The sequence below is a fragment of the Paraburkholderia ginsengisoli NBRC 100965 genome (assembly GCF_000739735.1).
GTDB lineage: Bacteria > Pseudomonadota > Gammaproteobacteria > Burkholderiales > Burkholderiaceae > Paraburkholderia > Paraburkholderia ginsengisoli.
In genome coordinates, this window is record NZ_BBJF01000010.1 from 36469 (window position 1) to 56259 (window position 19791).

Annotated in this window: 13 protein-coding genes; 4 read left to right on the forward strand and 9 right to left on the reverse strand. The window is 64.6% G+C overall.

Annotated elements, in window-relative coordinates; genetic code table 11:
* Positions 1 to 41: 41 nt before the first annotated feature.
* From BGI01S_RS18430 to BGI01S_RS18465, 8 genes are all read right to left on the reverse strand, one after another.
* Positions 42 to 3629, reverse strand: coding sequence for an indolepyruvate ferredoxin oxidoreductase family protein (locus BGI01S_RS18430; RefSeq protein ID WP_042327414.1), 3588 nt, complete (start codon positions 3627 to 3629; stop codon positions 42 to 44).
* 325 nt (positions 3630 to 3954) lie between these two features.
* Positions 3955 to 4881 carry an ion channel gene (locus BGI01S_RS18435; protein ID WP_042327415.1) on the reverse strand — a complete coding sequence of 309 codons (927 nt, stop codon included), beginning with the start codon at positions 4879 to 4881 and terminating at the stop codon, positions 3955 to 3957.
* Between the two features lie 344 nt (positions 4882 to 5225).
* Positions 5226 to 5471 carry a hypothetical protein gene (locus BGI01S_RS18440; protein ID WP_042327416.1) on the reverse strand — a complete coding sequence of 82 codons (246 nt, stop codon included), beginning with the start codon at positions 5469 to 5471 and terminating at the stop codon, positions 5226 to 5228.
* A gap of 59 nt (positions 5472 to 5530) precedes the next feature.
* Positions 5531 to 5761: a hypothetical protein gene (locus BGI01S_RS18445; protein ID WP_042327417.1), complete on the reverse strand. Its 231-nt coding sequence runs from the start codon at positions 5759 to 5761 to the stop codon at positions 5531 to 5533.
* A gap of 125 nt (positions 5762 to 5886) precedes the next feature.
* Positions 5887 to 6804 (reverse strand): carbohydrate kinase family protein, encoded by a 918-nt coding sequence (locus BGI01S_RS18450; RefSeq protein ID WP_042327418.1) that lies wholly within the window; start codon positions 6802 to 6804, stop codon positions 5887 to 5889.
* Positions 6801 to 8102 carry an AGE family epimerase/isomerase gene (locus tag BGI01S_RS18455; RefSeq protein ID WP_042327419.1) on the reverse strand — a complete coding sequence of 434 codons (1302 nt, stop codon included), beginning with the start codon at positions 8100 to 8102 and terminating at the stop codon, positions 6801 to 6803. The genes BGI01S_RS18450 and BGI01S_RS18455 overlap by 4 nt, the downstream gene beginning before the upstream one ends.
* The gene (locus BGI01S_RS18460) at positions 8099 to 9085 is read right to left on the reverse strand and encodes a LacI family DNA-binding transcriptional regulator (protein WP_042327420.1); all 987 of its coding nucleotides are present in this window, start codon (positions 9083 to 9085) and stop codon (positions 8099 to 8101) included. The genes BGI01S_RS18455 and BGI01S_RS18460 overlap by 4 nt, the downstream gene beginning before the upstream one ends.
* Before the next feature lie 488 nt (positions 9086 to 9573).
* The gene (locus BGI01S_RS18465) at positions 9574 to 10602 is read right to left on the reverse strand and encodes a bile acid:sodium symporter family protein (RefSeq protein ID WP_042327421.1); all 1029 of its coding nucleotides are present in this window, start codon (positions 10600 to 10602) and stop codon (positions 9574 to 9576) included.
* 696 nt (positions 10603 to 11298) lie between these two features.
* On the opposite strand from BGI01S_RS18465, the gene BGI01S_RS31150 reads away from it, so the two are divergent.
* The 4 genes from BGI01S_RS31150 to BGI01S_RS18485 all read left to right on the forward strand — a co-directional run bounded on the left by BGI01S_RS31150 (position 11299) and on the right by BGI01S_RS18485 (position 18501).
* Positions 11299 to 11715 (forward strand): hypothetical protein, encoded by a 417-nt coding sequence (locus BGI01S_RS31150; RefSeq protein WP_232624318.1) that lies wholly within the window; start codon positions 11299 to 11301, stop codon positions 11713 to 11715.
* A 680-nt stretch (positions 11716 to 12395) separates the two neighbouring features.
* Positions 12396 to 13481 (forward strand): porin, encoded by a 1086-nt coding sequence (locus tag BGI01S_RS18475; protein ID WP_042327424.1) that lies wholly within the window; start codon positions 12396 to 12398, stop codon positions 13479 to 13481.
* Between the two features lie 299 nt (positions 13482 to 13780).
* A complete protein-coding gene (locus BGI01S_RS18480) occupies positions 13781 to 14713 on the forward strand; it encodes a LysR family transcriptional regulator (protein WP_042327425.1) in 933 nt (310 codons plus the stop codon).
* 122 nt (positions 14714 to 14835) lie between these two features.
* Positions 14836 to 18501 (forward strand): methylmalonyl-CoA mutase family protein, encoded by a 3666-nt coding sequence (locus tag BGI01S_RS18485; RefSeq protein ID WP_042327426.1) that lies wholly within the window; start codon positions 14836 to 14838, stop codon positions 18499 to 18501.
* Between the two features lie 112 nt (positions 18502 to 18613).
* On the opposite strand, the gene BGI01S_RS18490 is transcribed toward BGI01S_RS18485, so the two are convergent.
* A complete protein-coding gene (locus BGI01S_RS18490; RefSeq protein ID WP_042327427.1) occupies positions 18614 to 19573 on the reverse strand; it encodes an NAD(P)H-dependent flavin oxidoreductase in 960 nt (319 codons plus the stop codon).
* Positions 19574 to 19791: the final 218 nt, after the last annotated feature.

Here is a 19791-nt window from a genome sequence, read left to right on the forward strand (position 1 = left end):
TTGAGCGTCGCGCGTTTTTACGCCAGCCAATATGACTTCAACTACTTCGCCACTACCACTGGAATCCCGCGCAACTGTCCCGCACCCTTCATCTCTTCGAGCGACTTCTTCACCGCTTCACCCGTCGCCGGGTCGATCCCCAGGCGTGTCGCCAGCTCGCGTTCCCCACGCTTCACGCCCGCCAGATTCGCCAGCTTCACGTGACCATAACCGCGCACCCGCGCATGCAGATCGGCGAGCTTCGCGACCTCTTCCAGATTGTTCGCGTCGAGCTTCGCGAGCGCACGCTGCAATGTGGTTTCGTAGTCATTCGCGAGTTCGCGTTCCATCCTGCGTTCGAGCGTGCGGCCGAACGGATCGAGTGGCGTGCCGCGTAGGCCGCGCCATTTCGCGAGCATGCCGAGCACCGGCCACATCCATTGACCGAAAGTCTTCTTGGTCGGATTGACGCCGGGTTGCGCGCGCGTGAGCGTCGGCGGCGCGAGGTTGAACTTGATGCCGAAGTCCTTGCCCGCCACGCCTTCGAATTGCGCTTCGAGCGCTTCACGGAACGCGGCGTCCGTATGCAGACGCGCGACTTCATATTCGTCCTTCACCGCGAGCAGACGATCGAACGTCGTGGCCACCGCGCGCGTCAGGCGTTCGCTCGTCGCGTCCACCGCGCTTTCCGCGCGGCGCGCCGCATCGACCAGCGCACGATAGCGCTTCACATACGCCGCACCGCCGTACGTTTGCAGGCGTCCTTCGCGATGCGCGATCAGTTCATCGAGCGTATCGACACGCACCGTTTGCTTCACCGCGTGCCGCGCTTGCCACAATGCGTCGAGCGCGGCCGGGTCGTCGGCGGCGAGCCGCCCGATCGAAAACGCCAACTGATTCATCGGCACCGCGACGTTGTTCAGTTCGATCGCGCGCATCATCGCGCCGAACGACACCGGCACCAGACCGAGTTGCCAGGCATAACCAAGCATCAGAATGTTCGCGCCGATCGTGTCGCCGAGAAAACGCGTCGCGAGCGCCTGGGCATCGCATGTCGACATGCGCTCGGCACCGGCCGCGTGACGCATTTTGTCGATCAGCGCATCGGCATGCAGCGTCGCGTCCGGATTCTGCACGAAGGTCGCGTTCGGAATCGCGTGCGTGTTCACGACGATGCGAGTGCGGCCATGACGCACCGTCTGCAACGCATCGGCACTCGCGCCGACCACCATGTCGCAAGCAAGTAGCACATCGGCCTGCTGCGTGTCGATGCGGACCTGGTTGAGCCATTCGTCGCGCGCGGCGAAGCGCACGAACGACAGCACCGAGCCGCCCTTCTGCGCGAAGCCCATGAAGTCCAGCACCGACGCGCTCTTGCCTTCGAGATGCGCGGCCATGCTGATCAACGCGCCGACCGTCACGACGCCCGTGCCGCCGACGCCCGTCACCAGAATGTCGTACGGCGCGGCGTCGAGTTGCGTGGCGGGAATCGGCAATGCATCGACGCGCGCGGCGAGCGCTTGCGGATCGAACGCGGCGCCTGCGGCTTTCTTCAGCTTGCCGCCTTCCACCGTGACGAAGCTCGGGCAGAAGCCGTTCACGCACGAGTAGTCCTTGTTGCACGACGATTGATCGATGCGGCGCTTGCGTCCCAAGGCCGTTTCAACCGGTTCCACTGACAGACAATTCGACTGCACGCCGCAATCGCCGCAGCCTTCGCAGACTTCCTCATTGATGAACAGACGCTTGTCCGGATCGGGGAACTCGCCTTTTTTCCGGCGCCGGCGTTTTTCCGCCGCGCAGGTCTGGTCGTAGATCAGCACGGTCACACCGTCGGTGTCACGCAGCTCGCGCTGCACGGCATCCATTTCGCTGCGACGGTGGAACGTGGTGCCTTTTGGAAAGAGATCGTGGTGGCCGTCGTATTTCTCCGGCTCGTCGCTGACCACGACGAAGCGCGACACGCCTTCGGCTTCCACCTGACGCGCGATCTGCGGCACCGAGATGCTGCCGTCGACCGGTTGGCCGCCCGTCATCGCGACCGCGTCGTTATAGAGAATCTTGTACGTGATGGTGGCTTTTGCGGCGACCGCCTGGCGAATCGCGAGAATGCCGGAGTGAAAGTAGGTGCCATCGCCGAGATTCTGGAACACGTGACGCGTTTTCGTGAACATCGAATGCGAGGCCCAGTCGACGCCTTCGCCGCCCATCTGGATCAGGCCGGTGGTGTCGCGCTCCATCCACGACGCCATGAAGTGACAGCCGATGCCTGCCTGCGCGATCGAACCTTCCGGCACTTTCGTCGACGTGTTGTGCGGGCAGCCCGAGCAGAAGTACGGCGTGCGCTTCACGCTGTCCGCCGCGTTCGAGAGGATTTGCGGTGCGACCAGATCGACCACGCGTTCGCGACGGTCGAGCGCGGGCTTGTGCTTCGCGAGCCAGTTCGCGAACACCGGCAGAATCCGCGACGGCCGCAATTCACCGAGCGACGACAACAGCAACGTGCCGTCTTCAGCCTGCTTACCGATCACCACCGGCCGCGCGCCTTGCGTGCGGTTGTACAGATAGTCCTTGATCTGCTGCTCGATGACCGGGCCCTTCTCCTCGATCACCAGCACTTCGGACAAGCCGCCGACGAACGCGTCGATGCGCGTCATCTCCAGCGGGAACGACAGGCCGACCTTGTAGATGCGCACGCCGGCCGCGTCGAGATCCGCGACCGTCAGATCGAGCCGGCGCAACGTTTCCATCAGATCCAGATGCGCCTTGCCGCACGTGACGATCCCCACGTTCGCATGCGGGCTCGGCGCGACCCATTTGTCGATGCTGTTCACGCGCGCGAAGTGGCGCACCGCGTCGAGCTTCGCGTGCATGCGCGACTCGATCGTCAGACTCGGCAGATCGGGCCAGCGGTTGTGCAGGCCGCCTGCGGGCACCGTGAAATCCTGCGGCGTGGCCCAGTCTGTTTGCAGCGCGTCGAGATCGACCGTCGAGCCTGACTCGACCGTTTCGGAGATCGCCTTGTAGCCGACCCACGCGCCCGAGAAGCGCGACAGCGCCCAGCCGTACAGGCCGAATTCGAGCATGTCGGCGATGTTCGACGGATTCACCACCGGCATGTGCCACGCCATCATCGCGAAGTCGCTCTGATGCGGCATCGACGACGACACGCAGCCGTGGTCGTCGCCTGCCACCACCAGCACGCCGCCGTGCTGCGACGAGCCGTACGCATTGCCGTGCTTGAGGGCGTCGCCCGCGCGGTCGACGCCCGGGCCCTTGCCGTACCACATCGCGAACACGCCTTCGACGGTGCGCTCCGGGTCCGCTTCCACACGCTGCGTGCCGAGCACGGCGGTGCCGCCGAGTTCTTCGTTGATCGCGGGCAGGAAGCGGATATCGCTCGCTTCGAGCAGCTTCTTCGCTTTCCACAACTGCTGGTCGACCATGCCGAGCGGCGAGCCGCGATAGCCGCTGATGAAGCCGGCGGTGTTCATGCCGCGCGTCTTGTCGAGCGCGCGCTGCATCAGCGCGAGGCGCACGAGCGCCTGGGTGCCGGTCAGAAAGATCCGGCCGCGCGTCGCGGTGAGATTGTCGGACAGCTTGTAGTCGGCGAGAGCGGGCGTGCCGTCGATGGGCAGGCGAGCGGTCATGGGTGAGTCTCCATTTTCTGCATCCGCGCGCGCGGGGTGGGGACCACGAAAAACACGCTGCGGAAGAGACTCTATTTTTTAGCGCCGATTAGAGAGGATTTTTGCTACTTTGATGAGCCGGTAGCGAATGGGCGCGACGAGGCGCACCTTTTCGCGGGTCTTTGAGGCGGATCTACCACGCGGCGGCGCGGTTCGGGTATGCCCTGGGTTTTGAGGTGCGGTTGTCGTGGCTGATTGCACGGCTTGCTGGGCGCTCGAGGAACTGCTTGGCGAGTCGCTTATCGAGTGCAATCGAAGCCGTCGCGTTCGCATGAGGCGAATCCGCTCAGAGCGGCACGATCTCGTCGAAGTGCGAGTAGTCGATATAGCTCACGCCGTCCCGCTCACTCATGATGTCGACGAAACGATGCTGCCAGAAGATCTGCTCGCAGCTCCACATGTGGCGCGCCTGCATGGTTTGCGAAGTCGATTCGTCGACGCCTTCGAGCGTGAGCAGCAGCGATGTGTCTCGCGCTCTGAGCGTCTCGGCGGTTTCGCCGAACAGCGGACTGTTCTCGTCGATGACGTGCATCAGTACCCAGCCGAGTTTGAAAACCGGATGCTGGTCGCGCACCAGCGTGAGGTCGTAGAGCTTGCGCAGCGTGAAGCCTTCGGGGGAGGTTTCCAGACGCATGATGCGCAGCCGCGCGTGGGCCTCGGCGATCACGTTCCGACGCGCGTTGGCGGAGCGGACCATCAGCGTCATGCGGCCGTCGATCGGCCGGACCACCGCATGGCGGGCGAATATGATCTTCGCGTGCGGACGGGAGAAGCGCGCGAAGATCAGCCCCGTCGCCAACGCGATGCCCGACATGCCGACGAAGATTTCCAGCGTCGCGATCCAGTGCGCGTAGACGGTTTGCGGGTGCATGTCACCGTAGCCGACAGTCGCAAGCGTTTCGACGCTGAAAAAGAACGCGCCGCCGAACCCCGCCGGATACTGATTGGCGATCGACGCGCCGCCGAGCATGTAGAGCGCGGCGAACGTCGTGTTGAGCAACACGAACAGCACCGCGAGCGAAACGAAGAAGGTCGGCCAGCGCACCACTAGCGCGCGATGATAGAGGTCCTGCCAGAACGGCGTCGGCATGCCGTGCGCGATCACCACGCGATCGTCCAGACGCAATTCGCGGCTGCCGCGCGCACGACGCTTCAGCGCGCTTGCGTCCGCGTCGCCGATGCCGGGAAAACGGTCTGACGGTTCAGTGGCCATCGCAGGCTCGCGGGATGAAAACGGGCAAAGCGTAGCACGGTGATTCGGCCGGGGAAGGGGAATTTCGGGGGCTTGAGTGAGGTGAAAGGGTGTTGTTATGTTGGATCGGGGCGGGGCGGGGCGGTGCCGGGGTCGCGGTCCTCCGACACACGCAGCGGCACTAGCGGTTGCGTTCGCGCAGCGTGTAAGAGCAATCGCAGCGGCGTGTTCGCGCGGTCGGCAATCGTGCTGGCATTCGGGCTCGCGTTTGATGCAGCGCACGCAGTGACGCTCCACATTCGCGTGAAGCGACGCGACATCATCGGTGTGCCGCCAAAACAGAAGGCTGCTTGCCCAACGACGGCCTACGGAAAAGCCCGCGGCTTCGGAATACCGGCACCATGCTCGATATCGTCGACCGCTTGCCGATGCGCGGACGCGACCGCTTCGGCTTCGTCGGCGTAACCGTTGTCGCCGCCGACCGTGGTCCACGTCTTGACGGCTTTCTCGCGATGGCGGATTTCGTACTCCGCGTCCCAGCGCGCGCCGTTGAGTTCGAGAGGGCGGACGTGTATCGAATACACGCCGTAGAGGAAGAGCTGTTCAGTCATGAACGCCTCCGTCCGGTTGATTCGTCGAGGCGCGGCGCGATGCGCGCGGCGCCGGTCGCCTAGAGTTCGATTTCGCCGAGGATGCGGTGAGCGAGCGCCTTGGCTTCTTCGAGCGCCTCCTCGGGCGTCGACGACGTCGCTTCCACTTCGTAGAGCGTGGTTTCCTGACCGACGCTCTCGTCGCCTTCGTCACGCGCGAGCGTGACGAAGCCCTGCCACGTATCCGAGCCGACTTGTTTGACCGAAGCCGTCGCGGTATAGATGCCCTTGGTGTAGGTGATGTCTTCCACGGCGCCGCTCCTTCCAACGGTTTCGGATTTTTCATCCTAGCACGATGACGGAGCTTCGGTTTCCCGCCGAGGCGGCGCGCCCTGTCGTGTCAACGTGACAATGCGCGCCGCGCAAGGCAGGCGGATTACAGCAGCGCGACCACCTCATCCAGCGACGGCGCATGCGCGCCCGCGTGCCGGCAAGCGGCCGCGCCGGCCGCCAGCGCAAACGCCAGATGCTCGGGCCAACCGCGCTGCGGCGCGGTCATCAGGCTGAACAGCAGACCGCCGATCGACGCGTCGCCCGCACCGACGGTGTCGACCACTTCAACCCGTGGCGGCCGCGCCTCGACCACCGACGCGCCGTCGATCAGCATCGCCGACTCCGGTCCGCGCGTCACCAGCACGGTGGCGGCCGGATTCATCGCGCGCAGTTGCGCGAGCGCGCCGGCTTCGTCGTCGGTCTTGAAGAGCAGGCGCAAGTCTTCGTCGGATACCTTGATCAGATCGGCGAGCGCCGCCATTTTGCGCAGCGTCGGCTCGTAGCCGTGCTCCATCAGGTTGCGGTAGTTCGGGTCGAAACTGATCTTCACGCCATGCGAACGCAGCTCGGCGGCCAATGCAGCAAGCGTGTCGCCGAGCGGTTGCCGCACGAGGCTGATGCAGCCGAAGTGCGCCCACTTCACCTGACCGATCCAGCCCGCCGGCAAACGCGCCGGATCGAACGCGAGGTCGGCGCCGTTCTCGCCCATGAAGAAGTACGCGGGCGGATGCGTCTGATGCACGATCGCGAGTAAGGGCGGACGCTCGACGCGCTGCATGAAGCGCATGTCGAGACCCGCGGCGACACTCGCGTTCCACAGTTCGTCGGAGAAGTTGTCGACGCCGAGCGAGCCGGCGCACGCGGTCGGCAAGCCGAGCCGCGCGACGCAGCGTGCTACGTTCCAGCCGGCGCCGCCGGGACGCGACAGCCATTGCGACGCGCCGGTGCGCACGAGATCGGTGAGGATGTCGCCGGCCGACACGAAGAGAGGTAAGTCGGCGCCTGGGTTCGAATGGCTCATTGTGCTTTCTCCGCTGAATCGGACGCGGCGCTCGTGGTGTGCGTAGCATCGGCGCCGTTGGGCAGCGCATGCGCCAGCACTTCGTAGCACGCGCCCATCGTGTGATAGTCGGTCTTGCCGGCCGGGCTTTTCTCGTCGCTGTACTTGCGGTTGTCGCAGGTGAGGATGCGATACCACGCGCCGTATTTGTGATCGACGAAATGCGCCCAGCTATAGCGCCAGATCTCGTCGTACCAGTCCCAGAAACGCTCGTTGCCGGTGCGCTTGCCGAGCAACGCGGCAGTCGCGAAGGTTTCGGCCTGGACCCAGAAATACTTGTCGTGATCGCAGACGGTGCCGTCCGGGCCGAAGCCGTAGTAGAGGCCGCCGTGGTCCTCGTCCCAGGCGTGCGTCATCGCGGCGTCGAACAGTTCGATCGCGCGTGGCAGCAGCCACGGCAGCGGACGGAAGCGCTCCAGAATCAGCAGCAGCTTCGCCCACTCGGTCTGATGCCCCGGCTGGAAGCCCCACGGACGGAAGATGTTCGAGCTGTCTTCCTCGTTGTAATGCCAGTCGACCGACCAGTCCGCGTGAAAGTGCTCCCACACGAGGCCTTGCGACAGCTTCGCCTGGCGCAGCGTGATGTTGGACGCGACGCGCTCGGCGCGATCCAGGTAGACGAGGTGGCCGGTCGCTTCATGCGCGGCCAGCAGCGCCTCGGTGGTGTGCATGTTCGCGTTCTGCCCGCGATACGAACTCACCCGCCAGTCGGGCGACGCCTCGTCGGCGTAGAGACCCGCGGCGGCGTCCCAGAAGCGGTGCTCCATCAGTTCGAAGGTCGCACCGATCATCGGCTTCGCTTCTTCGATGCCGGCCATCGCCGCGTGCGAATACGCGAGCAGCACGAACGCGAGACCGTAGCAGTGGCGCGTCGCATCGAGCGTGCGCTTGCGGCCGTCGCTCCATTCGAGCTCCCAGTCGTAGCCTTCGTGCTGCGCGTCCCAATGCGCTTCGCGCAGAAAACGCAGACCGTGGCGTGCGTATTCCAGATGCTTGGGATCGCCGAACTGGCGATACGCCATCGCGTAGTTGAAGACGTAGCGGCAACTGCTCACCAGATGCCGCGTGGTCGTGTCGTAGACGGAACCGTCGTCGCGGAAGAAGTGAAAGAAGCCGCCGCTCGGATCGAACACGTTCGGCGCATAAAAGCGCAGCGTGTCCTCGACGTGCGCGAGCAGGAACTCGCGGCTGCGGAAACTCTCGACGGGCGGGACGGCGGCGGCGTCGTTGGCGGGGTGAAGCGGGTCGGATTGCGTCATGGCGTTTTCACCAGAGTACTGGCGCGGGCAATGAGTTGAACGGGCAAGCGGACTTCCAGCTCGGCAGGTGTGTCTTCAAGCAGCAGCTCGACGCCGCGCCGGCCGAGCGCCTCCTTGTCGACCGAAATGGTCGACAGCGGCGGCGTGGCGTGAGCGGCGGCGGGGATGTCGTCGAAACCGATGATCGCGATGTCCTCGGGCACGCGCAGGCCGCGCGCGAGGCACGCGCGCAGCGCGGCGAGCGCGGCGGCGTCGTTGTAGGCGAAGACGGCGTCGGGGCGCGGGCCCGGCGCGTCGAGCAGCCGCTGCATCGCGAGCGCGGCGCCGCGGTCGGGGTCGAGGCCGGCGTCGATGGTCGCTTCCAGCGACGGGTCGAACAGCAGCCCCGCTTCGAAAAACGCCTGCCGGTAGCCGAGCGCGCGCTGCGCGATGCTGAAGTGCGCGAGCGAGCCGCCGATGAACGCGACACGCTTGCGTCCCTGCCTGAACAGATGCCGCATCGCTAACGTGGCGCCGGCGACGTTGTCGAGATTCACCGAGCGCAGACCGGGCGACCACAGATCGATCAGCACGAGCGGGCGTTGCATCGCCACCAGCGTGCTGAGCGTTTCCGGCTCGACGAAGCCGGCCACCGCGACGGCGTCCGGCGCGTGCAGCCGCATCTGCTGGATCACGTCTTCGGTGGGACCGGCGGTCAGCACGGACGGCACGATGCCGCGTTCGCGGCACGCGTCTTCGACGCCGTGCAGCACGTGCGAAAAGAACGGGCTGACAGCGAAGTTGTTGTGCTGGCGATGCAGCAGGAAGGTCAGGCGACGGATGCGCGGACGCAACTGGGCGGCGTCATAACCGAGCTGCCGCGCCGCCGCGACGACGCGCTCGCGGGTGGCCTCGGACAGACCCGGCTGGTTCTTCAATGCGCGCGAGACGGTGCCGATCGACACGCTCGCCGCGCGGGCGATATCGCGGATGGTTGTGGCCATCGAATCAGGCGGTCGCGGGCGGCGGCCGCACGGTGTTTGGGTTCGGGCGATTGTATAGTAAAACGCCGCAAAAAATGGCAGGTGTGCGCCTGGTCGAAACCGGGGGATACCCGTAGGTCTTGATGTTGGCCCGGAATGTGCTGTTTAGTAAAATTAGCTAAACAGTCCCTGATTTGTGCGGGCGTCGCGCGGCAAAGCGCTGGCTTTGGCCGGTGTGGACCGTTACGGCGGTAGGCGCAGAGATTGATGTCGACGCTTCGGCGCATGAGCCTGCGAACTAACCGGATTTCGGCGACGCGTGGCGCGCGTGCATCTCGTCACCGGCTCCCGGCCCGCGCCGCTCCCCAGGAATCTTCCTATGCCATCAGGCCGAGGCGACAGCGTCCGCATTTGAGCGTGAAATAACAAAAAAGCCGCACGAGGCGGCTTTTTCAGAACGACGCTCAGGGAGGGCGCTTATGAATGTCCAGTTTGCATTGCGCGCGGTTTCACCGGCGCGCGACGGCGGCAGCGGGCCGCTCGCGCAAGGCGGCCGGGGTCTCGCCGCTGGTGTCGCGCGCGCCCCAGCGTTGCGCGAGGGCGGCGCACACCATCAACTGGATCTGGTGGAACAGCATCAGCGGCAAGACCACGGCGCCCACCGCATGCGAGGCGAAAATGACCTTGGCCATCGGCACGCCGGCCGCGAGGCTTTTCTTCGACCCGCAGAAGATGATCGTGATCTGGTCCGCGCGGTTAAAGCCGAGCCGCTTACTGACGAAGATCGTCACGGCCAGCGCGAGCGCGAGCAACACGACACTCACGAGCAGCAGGCCGCCGAGCGCGGACAACGGGATCTGGTGCCACAGTCCTTCGGTGACCGCTTCGCTGAACGCGCCATACACCACCAGCAGGATCGAGCCCTGGTCGACGAACTTCAGCACGCCGCGATTGCGTTCGATCCACTTGCCGATCAGCGGGCGCAGCAACTGCCCGGCGACGAACGGCACGAGCAGCTGCAGCACGATGTTGCCTACCGTATGCCACGGCGACGCGCCACTGCCCGCCGCCTGATTTGTGACGACGAGACTGACGAGCGCCGGGGTGATGAAGATGCCGAGCAGGCTCGAGGCCGACGCGCTGCACACCGCAGCCGGTACATTGCCTTTGGCGATGGACGTGAATGCGATCGACGACTGAACCGTCGATGGCAACGTGCAGAGGAAGAGGACCCCCGCATAGAGCGCCGGCGTGACAAGTGGCGAAAGGATCGGCTTAAGCGCGAGGCCGAGGAGCGGGAAGAGCGCGAACGTGCTGAGAAGTACTACCAGATGAAGACGCCAATGCGTCGCGCCCGCAATGATCGCTTCGCGTGACAGCTTGGCGCCGTGCAGGAAGAACAACAGGCCGACCGCCACGTTCGTCACCCAGTTGAACCCGACGGCGGCCTGACCGTGAACCGGCAGGAGGCTGGCAAGAATCACGGTGCCGACGAGGCACAGAGTGAAGTTGTCGGGAAGCAGTTTCGGGCGAGCCATGTCGGAATCTCGATTCGGTGGTGCGGAATAGCACGGAACATGCGCGTGAAGGCGCCGCCTCCGGCTATGGGAAACGGCTATTGTTGTTGAAAATCGATTGAAAAAGCAAATTCATTTACCGAATCGATTAATGATCGTTGCGCATCAAAAGGGTTCGCTATGTGGTGGGTCAGTGCAGGCGCCTGGTCACCAGTATTGGCGAGGACGAGTGATTGGTCCATCCGGTCGTGAAAGATAAGCCGACAACGAGGCGACAATTCGTCATCGGAAAGCGCGTTCGTTGAGCCGTGCAAACGATGGGAGCAAGCGGTTTCAACACTTTCGCGCAAGGCGAATGTCGTAGAAAAACGTCGCAGTAACAAGGTGTTACATCCACCGATCAGGCCTAACACTTTTTGGCTCGACACCCTTTGCACACACCCATAAATTACGGTTCAAAGGCCGTCGGGATGCCCGACGCCGCGACGGCATCGCGGCGTTTTCGCCAGTCCCAGAACAAGTCCATCGCAGCTCGAACGGTGGTCTTCAGGCAAGTCTTCGGGCATGTGAGTCACCAAGGTGGACGGGTTGTCGAGAACGAGGCACTGGGCGTTGGGCGCGGTCATCGCTGCGCTGTGTTCGTTCGTCTACGCGAAAGCGCCGGCCATGCCGCACGGGGGCGGCTCTTTTCACTCGCATGCCGGCGTAGATCACGCCATGCGTGGAGATGCACGCAACAGCAGCCGCTACCACGGTGTCGCCGCAGCGGGTGCCGGCCGTAACTCGATGGCCTCGGCGAGCTACCGCAACCCGCGCATGCCCCAACGTAACTCGAATTTCGCGGACGGCAATTACCCGGACAGCTTCGGCGTCTATCGCCCTGATATGCGCCGCGTGACCGGTCCGTCGGGCTATGCCGGCGACGGCCGTGGGCGCATGCAGTACGCCGGTGCCATTACGCCGGTAAGCGCCGAGTCGCGCTCGGGGCCGCGGCCGCCGCCCAACGGGCCGGTGCGCAGCGGTTCGATTCGCGCCGACGTCGCCCGCTACAACGAGGAGCGCGGGTCCGCGCGCGCGATGCAGCGTCAGTCCGACGATCCGCGTCAGCAGGAAGGTTCGCCGTATCGCAATTGAGGACTGGCGATTGCCCGCTTCCGGATAGGTTTTCCGAAAGCAGCGGACAGTCATGAGAGTCGCAGTGCGGGCATCGCGCTCGGGCCGAAGATGGTGCAACGCCGCCCCGATCTTTCCTGGCTGATATCGTCCCGCCGCACCCGCACCCGCACCCGCACCCGCACCCGCACCCGCACCCGCACCCGCATCCGCAGCACACCCGTATCTTCCATCCGCGGTTTGCCGTCCTACCCACGCACGCGCGTCCACCCCGCCCTCCGCCTCATCCCCTGCGCCGCCTCTCAATCTGACGTTTCGACGCCACACTTTTTTTGAAAACACTCGGCAGGCAACCCGCTCTCGTCGTCAAATTCGGGACGATTCCACTGCGCCGCGTCATCCGCCGCTATTTGAGGCGTTATTGGCGGGTCCGGTGCTCTGCCCGGGCCGCTTCGCGTGATGAGCCGATGCATGCGGCGGTCCGGCGACGCCGTCTTAGCCGGGCCGTATCAGGCCGATAAGCGACAAAACTAATCAGACCGATATACCCGCAATAACCAGCGATATTTTTGTTCATAAAAATGGTCCGCAAAGATGATCTCCGCCCAGATTGGCTCGATGATCGAACGGACAACAACAATGGTTCGCGCGAGCGCCCCCTTTCGCACGGCCACCCCTTTTGACAAAGACTTGGAGAACTCATGAAAACAAGCATCAGCAGTGCGCTGAAGACCACCCTCAAGGCAACCGCGTGTGCCGCTCTGCTGGCCAGTGCATCGTCTGCTTTTGCGCAATCGAGCGTGCAGCTTTACGGCCAGGTCGACGAATGGGTCGGCTCGCAGAAATTCCCGGGGGGCAAGACCGCGGTAGTGGTGTCCGGCGGCGGTATGTCGACGTCGTACTGGGGCATGAAGGGGGCTGAGGATCTGGGCAACGGCTACAAGGCGATCTTCGCGCTGGAAGGCTTCTTCCTCGCGCAGAACGGGCAGTACGGCCGCTTCACGGGCGACACGATGTTCTCGCGTAACGCCTACGTCGGTATCGAATCGCCGTACGGTACGGTGACGGCTGGCCGCCTGACAACGCCGCTGTTCGTGTCGACCATTCTGTTCAACCCGTTCGTCGACTCGTACGTGTTCTCGCCGATGGTGTACCACACGTACCTCGGCCTCGGCACGTTCCCGACCTACGACACCGATCAGGGCGTGACCGGCGATTCGGGCTGGAGCAACGCGGTGTCGTACTCGTCGCCGAACTTCAACGGCCTGTCGGCGACGGCGATGTACGCGCTCGGCAACACGACGCAGACCGGCGCGAAGAAGTGGAGCGGCCAGGTGCTGTACTTCCACGGTCCGTTCGCGGCGACGGCCGTGTACCAGTACGTGAACTTCAACAATGTCCCCGGTGACCTCGGCAGCTTCGAGACCTCGGGGGTTCCGGGCCTGCGCAGCCAGAGCGTCGCGCAAGCCGGCGTCTCGTACGACCTGAAGTTCGTCAAGCTCTACGGCCAGTACATGTACACGTACAACAACCAGCAGGTCACGAGCTGGCACGTGAACACGGGACAAGGGGGCGTCACGGTGCCGTTCGGTCCGGGCTCGGTGATGGCGTCGTACGCGTATTCGCGCAACGGCGGTGGCTCGAACCAGACCCGTCAAACGGCGGCGGTCGGCTACGACTATCCGTTGTCCAAGCGTACGGACGTTTACGCGGCGTACCTGTACGACCATATCACTGGCCAGTCGAGCGGCAACACCTACGGCGCGGGCCTGCGCGCGAAGTTCTAAGCGCCGGAGGGGGCCGGCGAGACGCTCCGGCTCGTACAGAGCAGTGGCGTGGTTGCCGCGTCGTTGCCGCCGTTCCAAGACAGCCACAGGCAGAAACAGGCAGAAATAGCAAAGCCCGCCTTCCATCGGAAGGCGGGCTTTGTCGCATCTGGCGTTCGCCCCTTGCCCGTATAAAGCTTCGGCGCCGCCCGCCGTTCGTCACGCGACGCTCCGCCGATTGGCATCGCGCGGCTTTGCCGACCATCTTTTGATAAACCCGGCAGAATGGCGTCGATTGATTCCTCCAGCGAGCGATTGAGATGGATACCCTCGTCAGCATGAAAGTGTTCCGCCACGTGGTCGAAGTCGGCAGTTTCGTCGGCGCGGCCGAGCGGATGGAGATGTCGGCGGCGATGGCGAGCAAGCATGTGATGCATCTCGAGCAGCAGCTCGGCGCACGCCTGTTGAACCGCACCACGCGACGCGTGGCGCCGACCGAGGCGGGGCGCGAATACTACGAGCGCCTGAGCCAGGTGCTGACGGAGCTGGAGGAAGCCGAGCAGGTCGTTGGCGCGGCGAGCGTCGTGCCGCAGGGGCGCTTGCGGGTGTCGTCGCTGTCGGCGTTCGGCTTGAGCCACGTGATGGCCGCAGTCGCGGACTATGCTGCGCAGTATCCGCAGGTCACCGTCGACATCACCTTGTCCGACCGCGTGGTCGAATTGATCGACGAAGGTTTCGACGTCGCGATCCGCGCTTCGCCGGGCGGCATGAAGTCGTCGTCGCTGATCGCGCGGCAGATCGCGACCGCTCATCTGGTGCTGTGCGCATCGCCTGCGTATTTGCGGCGGCATGGCGCGCCGAAGACCATCGCCGAACTCGCGAACCACAACTACCTGCAGTACGCGGGCGTGTCGGCGCTCGAACTCGCGACCGGCGATGCGTCGCCCCGCGTGCGTCTGTCGGGCAACCTGATCGTCAATCATCTGGAAGCGCAGCGCGTGATCGTCCTGCAAGGCGCGGGCATCGCGATGCTCGGCACGGAAGTGATCGGCGACGACCTGGCGGCGGGCCGCCTCGTGCCCCTGCTCGTCGACGATGTGCCGCCGCGTGAGCTGCCTATCAACGTGGTCTATGCGAGCCGCCGGCATTTGTCGGCGAAGGTGCGCTCGTTCGTCGATTTTCTGGCGGAGCGGTTCGCGAACGAGTCGCTGTGGCCGTCGCTTGAACAGATCAAGGCGCTGGCGGTGCGGTAGCGGACCTTGCGCGTCGGGTGACTCCACCGCGTCCCAGAACGCCGCCGCAGCGGCCCAGCCGCCCGAACCCATTTCGCTATACTGGTTGCCAGCACCCATACGCGTAACGATCTGGGGGAGACATGACCGATCTGTCCACGCCGCAGCGCGGCAGCAGCCACAAGCTGCCCGCGGGCCGGCGCCTGCGCTTCGTCACCGCTGCTGCGTTGTTCGACGGCCACGATGCGTCGATCAACATCATGCGACGCATTCTGCAGGCGAGCGGCGTCGAGGTGATCCACCTCGGCCACAACCGTTCCGTCGATGAAGTCGCCACCGCCGCGCTGCACGAAGACGCCGACGGCGTCGCCGTGTCCAGCTACCAGGGCGGCCACAACGAATACTTCCGCTATCTGGTCGATCTGCTGCGCGCTCGCGGCGGCGAGCGCATCAAGGTGTTCGGCGGTGGCGGCGGCGTGATCGTCCCTGAAGAGATCGTCGAGCTCGAACGCTACGGCGTCGAGAAAATCTATTCGCCGCAGGACGGGCAACGGCTCGGCCTGCAAGGGATGATCGACGACATGATCGCGCGTTGTGCCGAAGGGGCGCGCGTGGCGATGGCGGCAGGGCAGCCACCGATTGGCGAATGGGTCGCCGATCTGTCGGCGCGGGCGCTATCGGGTTGGGGTTTGCAGCGAGCCGATGCTCGCAGCAACGCCGGTCATGCTCATGCAGACGGTGCGCGCGATTCATCCGGCAATGCGACTCAGGTAGAGGCGGTGGCTGATACGAGCCATGGCGCGCGCGCAGCGCATGCGGCCAACACCGCCAATCCCGACTCCCTCATCTTCCGCCGGCTCGCGCAACTGATCAGCGCCTTCGAAACCGGCAACATCGACGCCACGACGCGCGGACAACTCTCGGCCCGCGCGAAAGCGGCCACGGTCCCCGTACTCGGCATCACCGGCACGGGCGGCGCCGGCAAGTCATCGCTCACCGACGAGTTGATCCGCCGCTTCCGGCTCGACTACGGCGACGCAATCACCATCGCCGTGCTCGCCATCGATCCGTCGCGCCGCAAGTCCGGCGGCGCGCTCCTCGGTGACCGAATCCGCATGAATGCGATCGGCGATTGGGGCGGCGGCGCGCGCGTCTACATGCGCTCGATGGCGACGCGTGAAGCATCGAGCGAAATCTCCGACGCGTTGCCCGACGCGCTGATGCTGTGCAAGGCGGCAGGCTTCGATCTGATCGTCGTCGAGACGTCCGGGATCGGGCAGGGTGACGCAGCGATCGTGCCGTTCGTCGACGAATCGCTGTACGTGATGACGCCGGAGTTCGGCGCGGCGAGCCAGTTGGAGAAGATCGACATGCTCGACTTCGCCGGCTTCGTCGCGATCAACAAGTTCGACCGCAAAGGCTCGGCCGACGCGTTGCGCGACGTCGCGAAGCAGGTGCAGCGCAATCGCGCCGACTTCGCGAAGGCGCCCGACGCGATGCCGGTGTTCGGCACGATCGCCTCGCGCTTCAACGACGACGGCGTGACCGCGTTGTACCGCGATGTCGCCGCTGCGCTGCGCGGGCATGGTTTGCGCCCGGGCGGGGGGCGCCTCGTGACGCCCGACGGTCTGCGCTTTTCGAGCGGCCGCAATGCGATCGTGCCGCCGGCGCGAGTGCGCTATCTCGCCGAGATTGCGCAGACGGTCCACGCGTACCGCGCGCGAGCCGACGAGCAGGCGCGAATCGCGCGTGAACGTTGGCAACTGATCGAAGCGCGTCGGTTGCTGGGTGAGTCGAGTGAGGGAGTGGGAACAAGTTCAGGCGCGGATGCCCAAGCGGAAGCAGATGCGGCTGCAGGCTATGGCATAGCCTCTAGCGCGGCCGCACAAGTCGATACAAACGCCTCCGCACACACCACCGCTGGCGCATTTGCGAGCAGGGCTACCAACACTGGCGCACAAGAAACCAGGCCGCGCACGACCCCAAACAACTCCACGCCCACCGCCCTCGACAGCCTGATCAGCCAACGCACCGCCGCCCTCGGCGAACGCGAACGCCACCTCCTCGACACATGGCCGCAAACCGTCGCCGCTTATGCCGGCGCCGAGCACATCGTCCGCATTCGCGAGCGCGAGATCCGCACCGCGCTCACCGTGACGACGCTCTCCGGCTCCGAGGTCCGCAAAGTTGCGCTGCCGAAATTCGTCGACCACGGCGAAATTCTCCGCTGGCTGATGCTCGACAACTTGCCCGGCTACTTCCCGTTCACCGCCGGCGTGTTTCCGTTCCGCCGCGAGAACGAGGACCCGACCCGCATGTTCGCGGGCGAAGGCGATCCGCAGCGCACCAACCGTCGCTTCAAACTGCTCTCCGAGGGCATGCCGGCCAAGCGTCTGTCGACCGCGTTCGATTCGGTCACGCTATACGGCGAAGAACCGCACGAACGCCCGGACATTTACGGCAAGGTAGGTAATTCGGGCGTGTCGGTCGCGACGCTCGACGACATGAAAACGCTGTACGACGGCTTCGATCTGTGCGCGCCGCAAACGTCGGTGTCGATGACGATCAACGGCCCCGCGCCGACTATCCTCGCGATGTTCTTCAACGTCGCGATCGATCAGCAGATCGCGCGCGTCGAACAGCAACGAGGCCGCCCGCTGACCGACGACGAACTCGCCGCCACGCGCTGCACGGCGTTGGAAAATGTGCGCGGTACCGTGCAGGCCGACATCCTGAAGGAAGACCAAGGCCAGAACACCTGCATCTTCTCGACCGAGTTCAGCCTGAAGGTGATGGGCGATATTCAGGCGTATTTCGTCGAGCACGGCGTGCGCAATTTCTACTCGGTGTCGATCTCCGGCTACCATATCGCCGAGGCCGGCGCGAATCCGATTTCGCAACTTGCCTACACGCTGGCGAACGGCTTCACCTACGTCGAGGCCTATCTGGCGCGCGGCATGTCGATCGACGACTTCGCGCCGAATCTGTCGTTCTTCTTTTCGAATGGGATGGACCCCGAGTACACGGTGCTGGGCCGCGTCGCGCGGCGCATCTGGGCGATCGCGATGCGCGAGCGCTACGGCGCGAACGAACGCAGCCAGAAACTCAAGTATCACGTGCAGACGTCGGGCCGCAGCCTGCACGCGCAGGAGATCGACTTCAACGATATCCGCACCACGCTGCAGGCGCTGATCGCGATCTATGACAACTGCAACTCGCTGCACACGAACGCTTTCGACGAAGCGATCACCACGCCGACCGAGGATTCGGTGCGCCGCGCCGTGGCGATCCAATTGATCATCAACCGTGAATGGGGGCTCGCGAAGAATCAGAATCCGAATCAAGGCAGCTTCGTGATCGAGGAACTGACCGATCTCGTGGAGGCGGCGGTGCTCGCCGAATTCGACCGGCTGACCGAGCGCGGTGGGGTGCTCGGCGCGATGGAAACGGGCTATCAGCGCGGGCGCATTCAGGACGAGTCGATGCTGTACGAGCATCGCAAGCATGACGGCTCGTATCCGATCGTCGGCGTGAACACGTTCCTGAGCGCGCATCCGCATGAAGCGCCGCAGCCGATCGTGCTGGCCCGTTCCACCGACGACGAAAAGCAGAGTCAGCTAACGCGTCTGCGCGCATTCCAGGCGCGCCATCGCGAAGCGGCACCGGCGGCGCTCGAACGTCTGAAGCGCGCGGTGATCGATGATGAAAATGTGTTCGCGGTGCTGATGGACGTGGTGCGTGTGTGTTCGCTCGGGCAGATCACGCACGCGCTGTTCGAGGTGGGTGGGCAGTATCGGAGGAATATGTAGGCGAGTACGCAGGCGACGCGCGGGCTGCGGCTCCGCTTGAAGCGAGCCGCAGCACAACCTTCTTACGCGGCGCTTCAGTCCAACGGCTGAAGCGAATGCGTTACCGCGAAACTCATCGCCCGATCCCCAGGCGTGCCTTCGCGTCGTCATATTCCCGCGACAAACGCTGCACCAGTTCACCGACGCTTGGCACATCGTCCATCAGGCCGACGCCCTGGCCCGCACCCCAGATGTCTTTCCACGCCTTCGCCTTGTCGCTGCCGAAGTTCATCTTCGTTTTGTCCGATTCCGGCAGCGCGTCCGGGTCGAGCCCCGCGTTCTGGATGCTTTCGCGGATGTAATTGCCGTGCACGCCAGTAAACAGGTTCGTGTAGATGATGTCCGAGGCCGTGGAGTTGACGATCGCCTGCTTGTAGCTGTCGACCGCGTGCGCCTCTTTGGTCGCGATGAAGCGCGTGCCCATGTAGGCGAGGTCCGCACCCATCGCCTGGGCCGCGAGAATCGAGCCGCCGTTGGCGATCGAACCCGACAGCACGATCGGGCCGTCGAAGATGCGCCGCACTTCGCCGACCAGCGCGAACGGCGAGGTCGTGCCTGCATGGCCGCCCGCGCCCGATGCCACCAGGATCAGGCCGTCGACGCCCGCTTCCAGCGCCTTCTGCGCGTGGCGCAGATTGATCACGTCGTGCAGCACGATGCCGCCATAGCTGTGCACGGCGTCGACGATCTCACGCGCGGGCGCACGCAGGCTCGTGATGAAGATCGGCACCTTGTGTTCGACGCACACGCGCACGTCGTGTTCGAGCCGCGTATTCGATTGATGGACGATCTGATTGACGGCGATCGGCCCGATGATCGCATCGGGGTTGGCCGCCTTGTGTTCGGCGAGTTGCGCCTGAATCTGCGTGAGCCATTCGTCGAGCAATTCGGCGGGCCGCGCGTTGAGCGCCGGGAACGAGCCGACGATGCCGGCCTTGCATTGGGCCAGCACGAGTTCGGGATAGCTGACGATGAACATCGGCGAAGCGACGACGGGCAGAGCAAGGTTTTGCAGGACGGCGGGCAATGCCATAGTGCGAGTCTCCTGATTTGGACGGACCGGTGCAGCGTGAAGCGCCCGGCGTTTGATGAGTTTAGCGGCACATGGCGGGCGGCGCATCGAAGCAGGCTCACGTCATGCCGCAGTGCCGATGACGACCTCCATCGGCCCAGGCCGTACGACTATTTAAGAACGGTCGTTCGATTATAGGCGAAGCAGGTTACGCACGGCCGGTGCTTCGTTTGGAACGG

What these genes read in the sequence shown, in the direction of transcription:
- BGI01S_RS18430 (WP_042327414.1), bottom strand. Translation starts at nt 3,629, where the DNA reads ATGACCGCTCGCCTGCCCATCGACGGCACGCCCGCTCTCGCCGACTAC.
- BGI01S_RS18435 (WP_042327415.1), bottom strand. Translation starts at nt 4,881, where the DNA reads ATGGCCACTGAACCGTCAGACCGTTTTCCCGGCATCGGCGACGCGGAC.
- BGI01S_RS18440 (WP_042327416.1), bottom strand. Translation starts at nt 5,471, where the DNA reads ATGACTGAACAGCTCTTCCTCTACGGCGTGTATTCGATACACGTCCGC.
- BGI01S_RS18450 (WP_042327418.1), bottom strand. Translation starts at nt 6,804, where the DNA reads ATGAGCCATTCGAACCCAGGCGCCGACTTACCTCTCTTCGTGTCGGCC.
- BGI01S_RS18455 (WP_042327419.1), bottom strand. Translation starts at nt 8,102, where the DNA reads ATGACGCAATCCGACCCGCTTCACCCCGCCAACGACGCCGCCGCCGTC.
- BGI01S_RS18460 (WP_042327420.1), bottom strand. Translation starts at nt 9,085, where the DNA reads ATGGCCACAACCATCCGCGATATCGCCCGCGCGGCGAGCGTGTCGATC.
- BGI01S_RS18465 (WP_042327421.1), bottom strand. Translation starts at nt 10,602, where the DNA reads ATGGCTCGCCCGAAACTGCTTCCCGACAACTTCACTCTGTGCCTCGTC.
- BGI01S_RS31150 (WP_232624318.1), top strand. Translation starts at nt 11,299, where the DNA reads ATGCGTGGAGATGCACGCAACAGCAGCCGCTACCACGGTGTCGCCGCA.
- BGI01S_RS18475 (WP_042327424.1), top strand. Translation starts at nt 12,396, where the DNA reads ATGAAAACAAGCATCAGCAGTGCGCTGAAGACCACCCTCAAGGCAACC.
- BGI01S_RS18480 (WP_042327425.1), top strand. Translation starts at nt 13,781, where the DNA reads ATGGATACCCTCGTCAGCATGAAAGTGTTCCGCCACGTGGTCGAAGTC.
- BGI01S_RS18485 (WP_042327426.1), top strand. Translation starts at nt 14,836, where the DNA reads ATGACCGATCTGTCCACGCCGCAGCGCGGCAGCAGCCACAAGCTGCCC.
- BGI01S_RS18490 (WP_042327427.1), bottom strand. Translation starts at nt 19,573, where the DNA reads ATGGCATTGCCCGCCGTCCTGCAAAACCTTGCTCTGCCCGTCGTCGCT.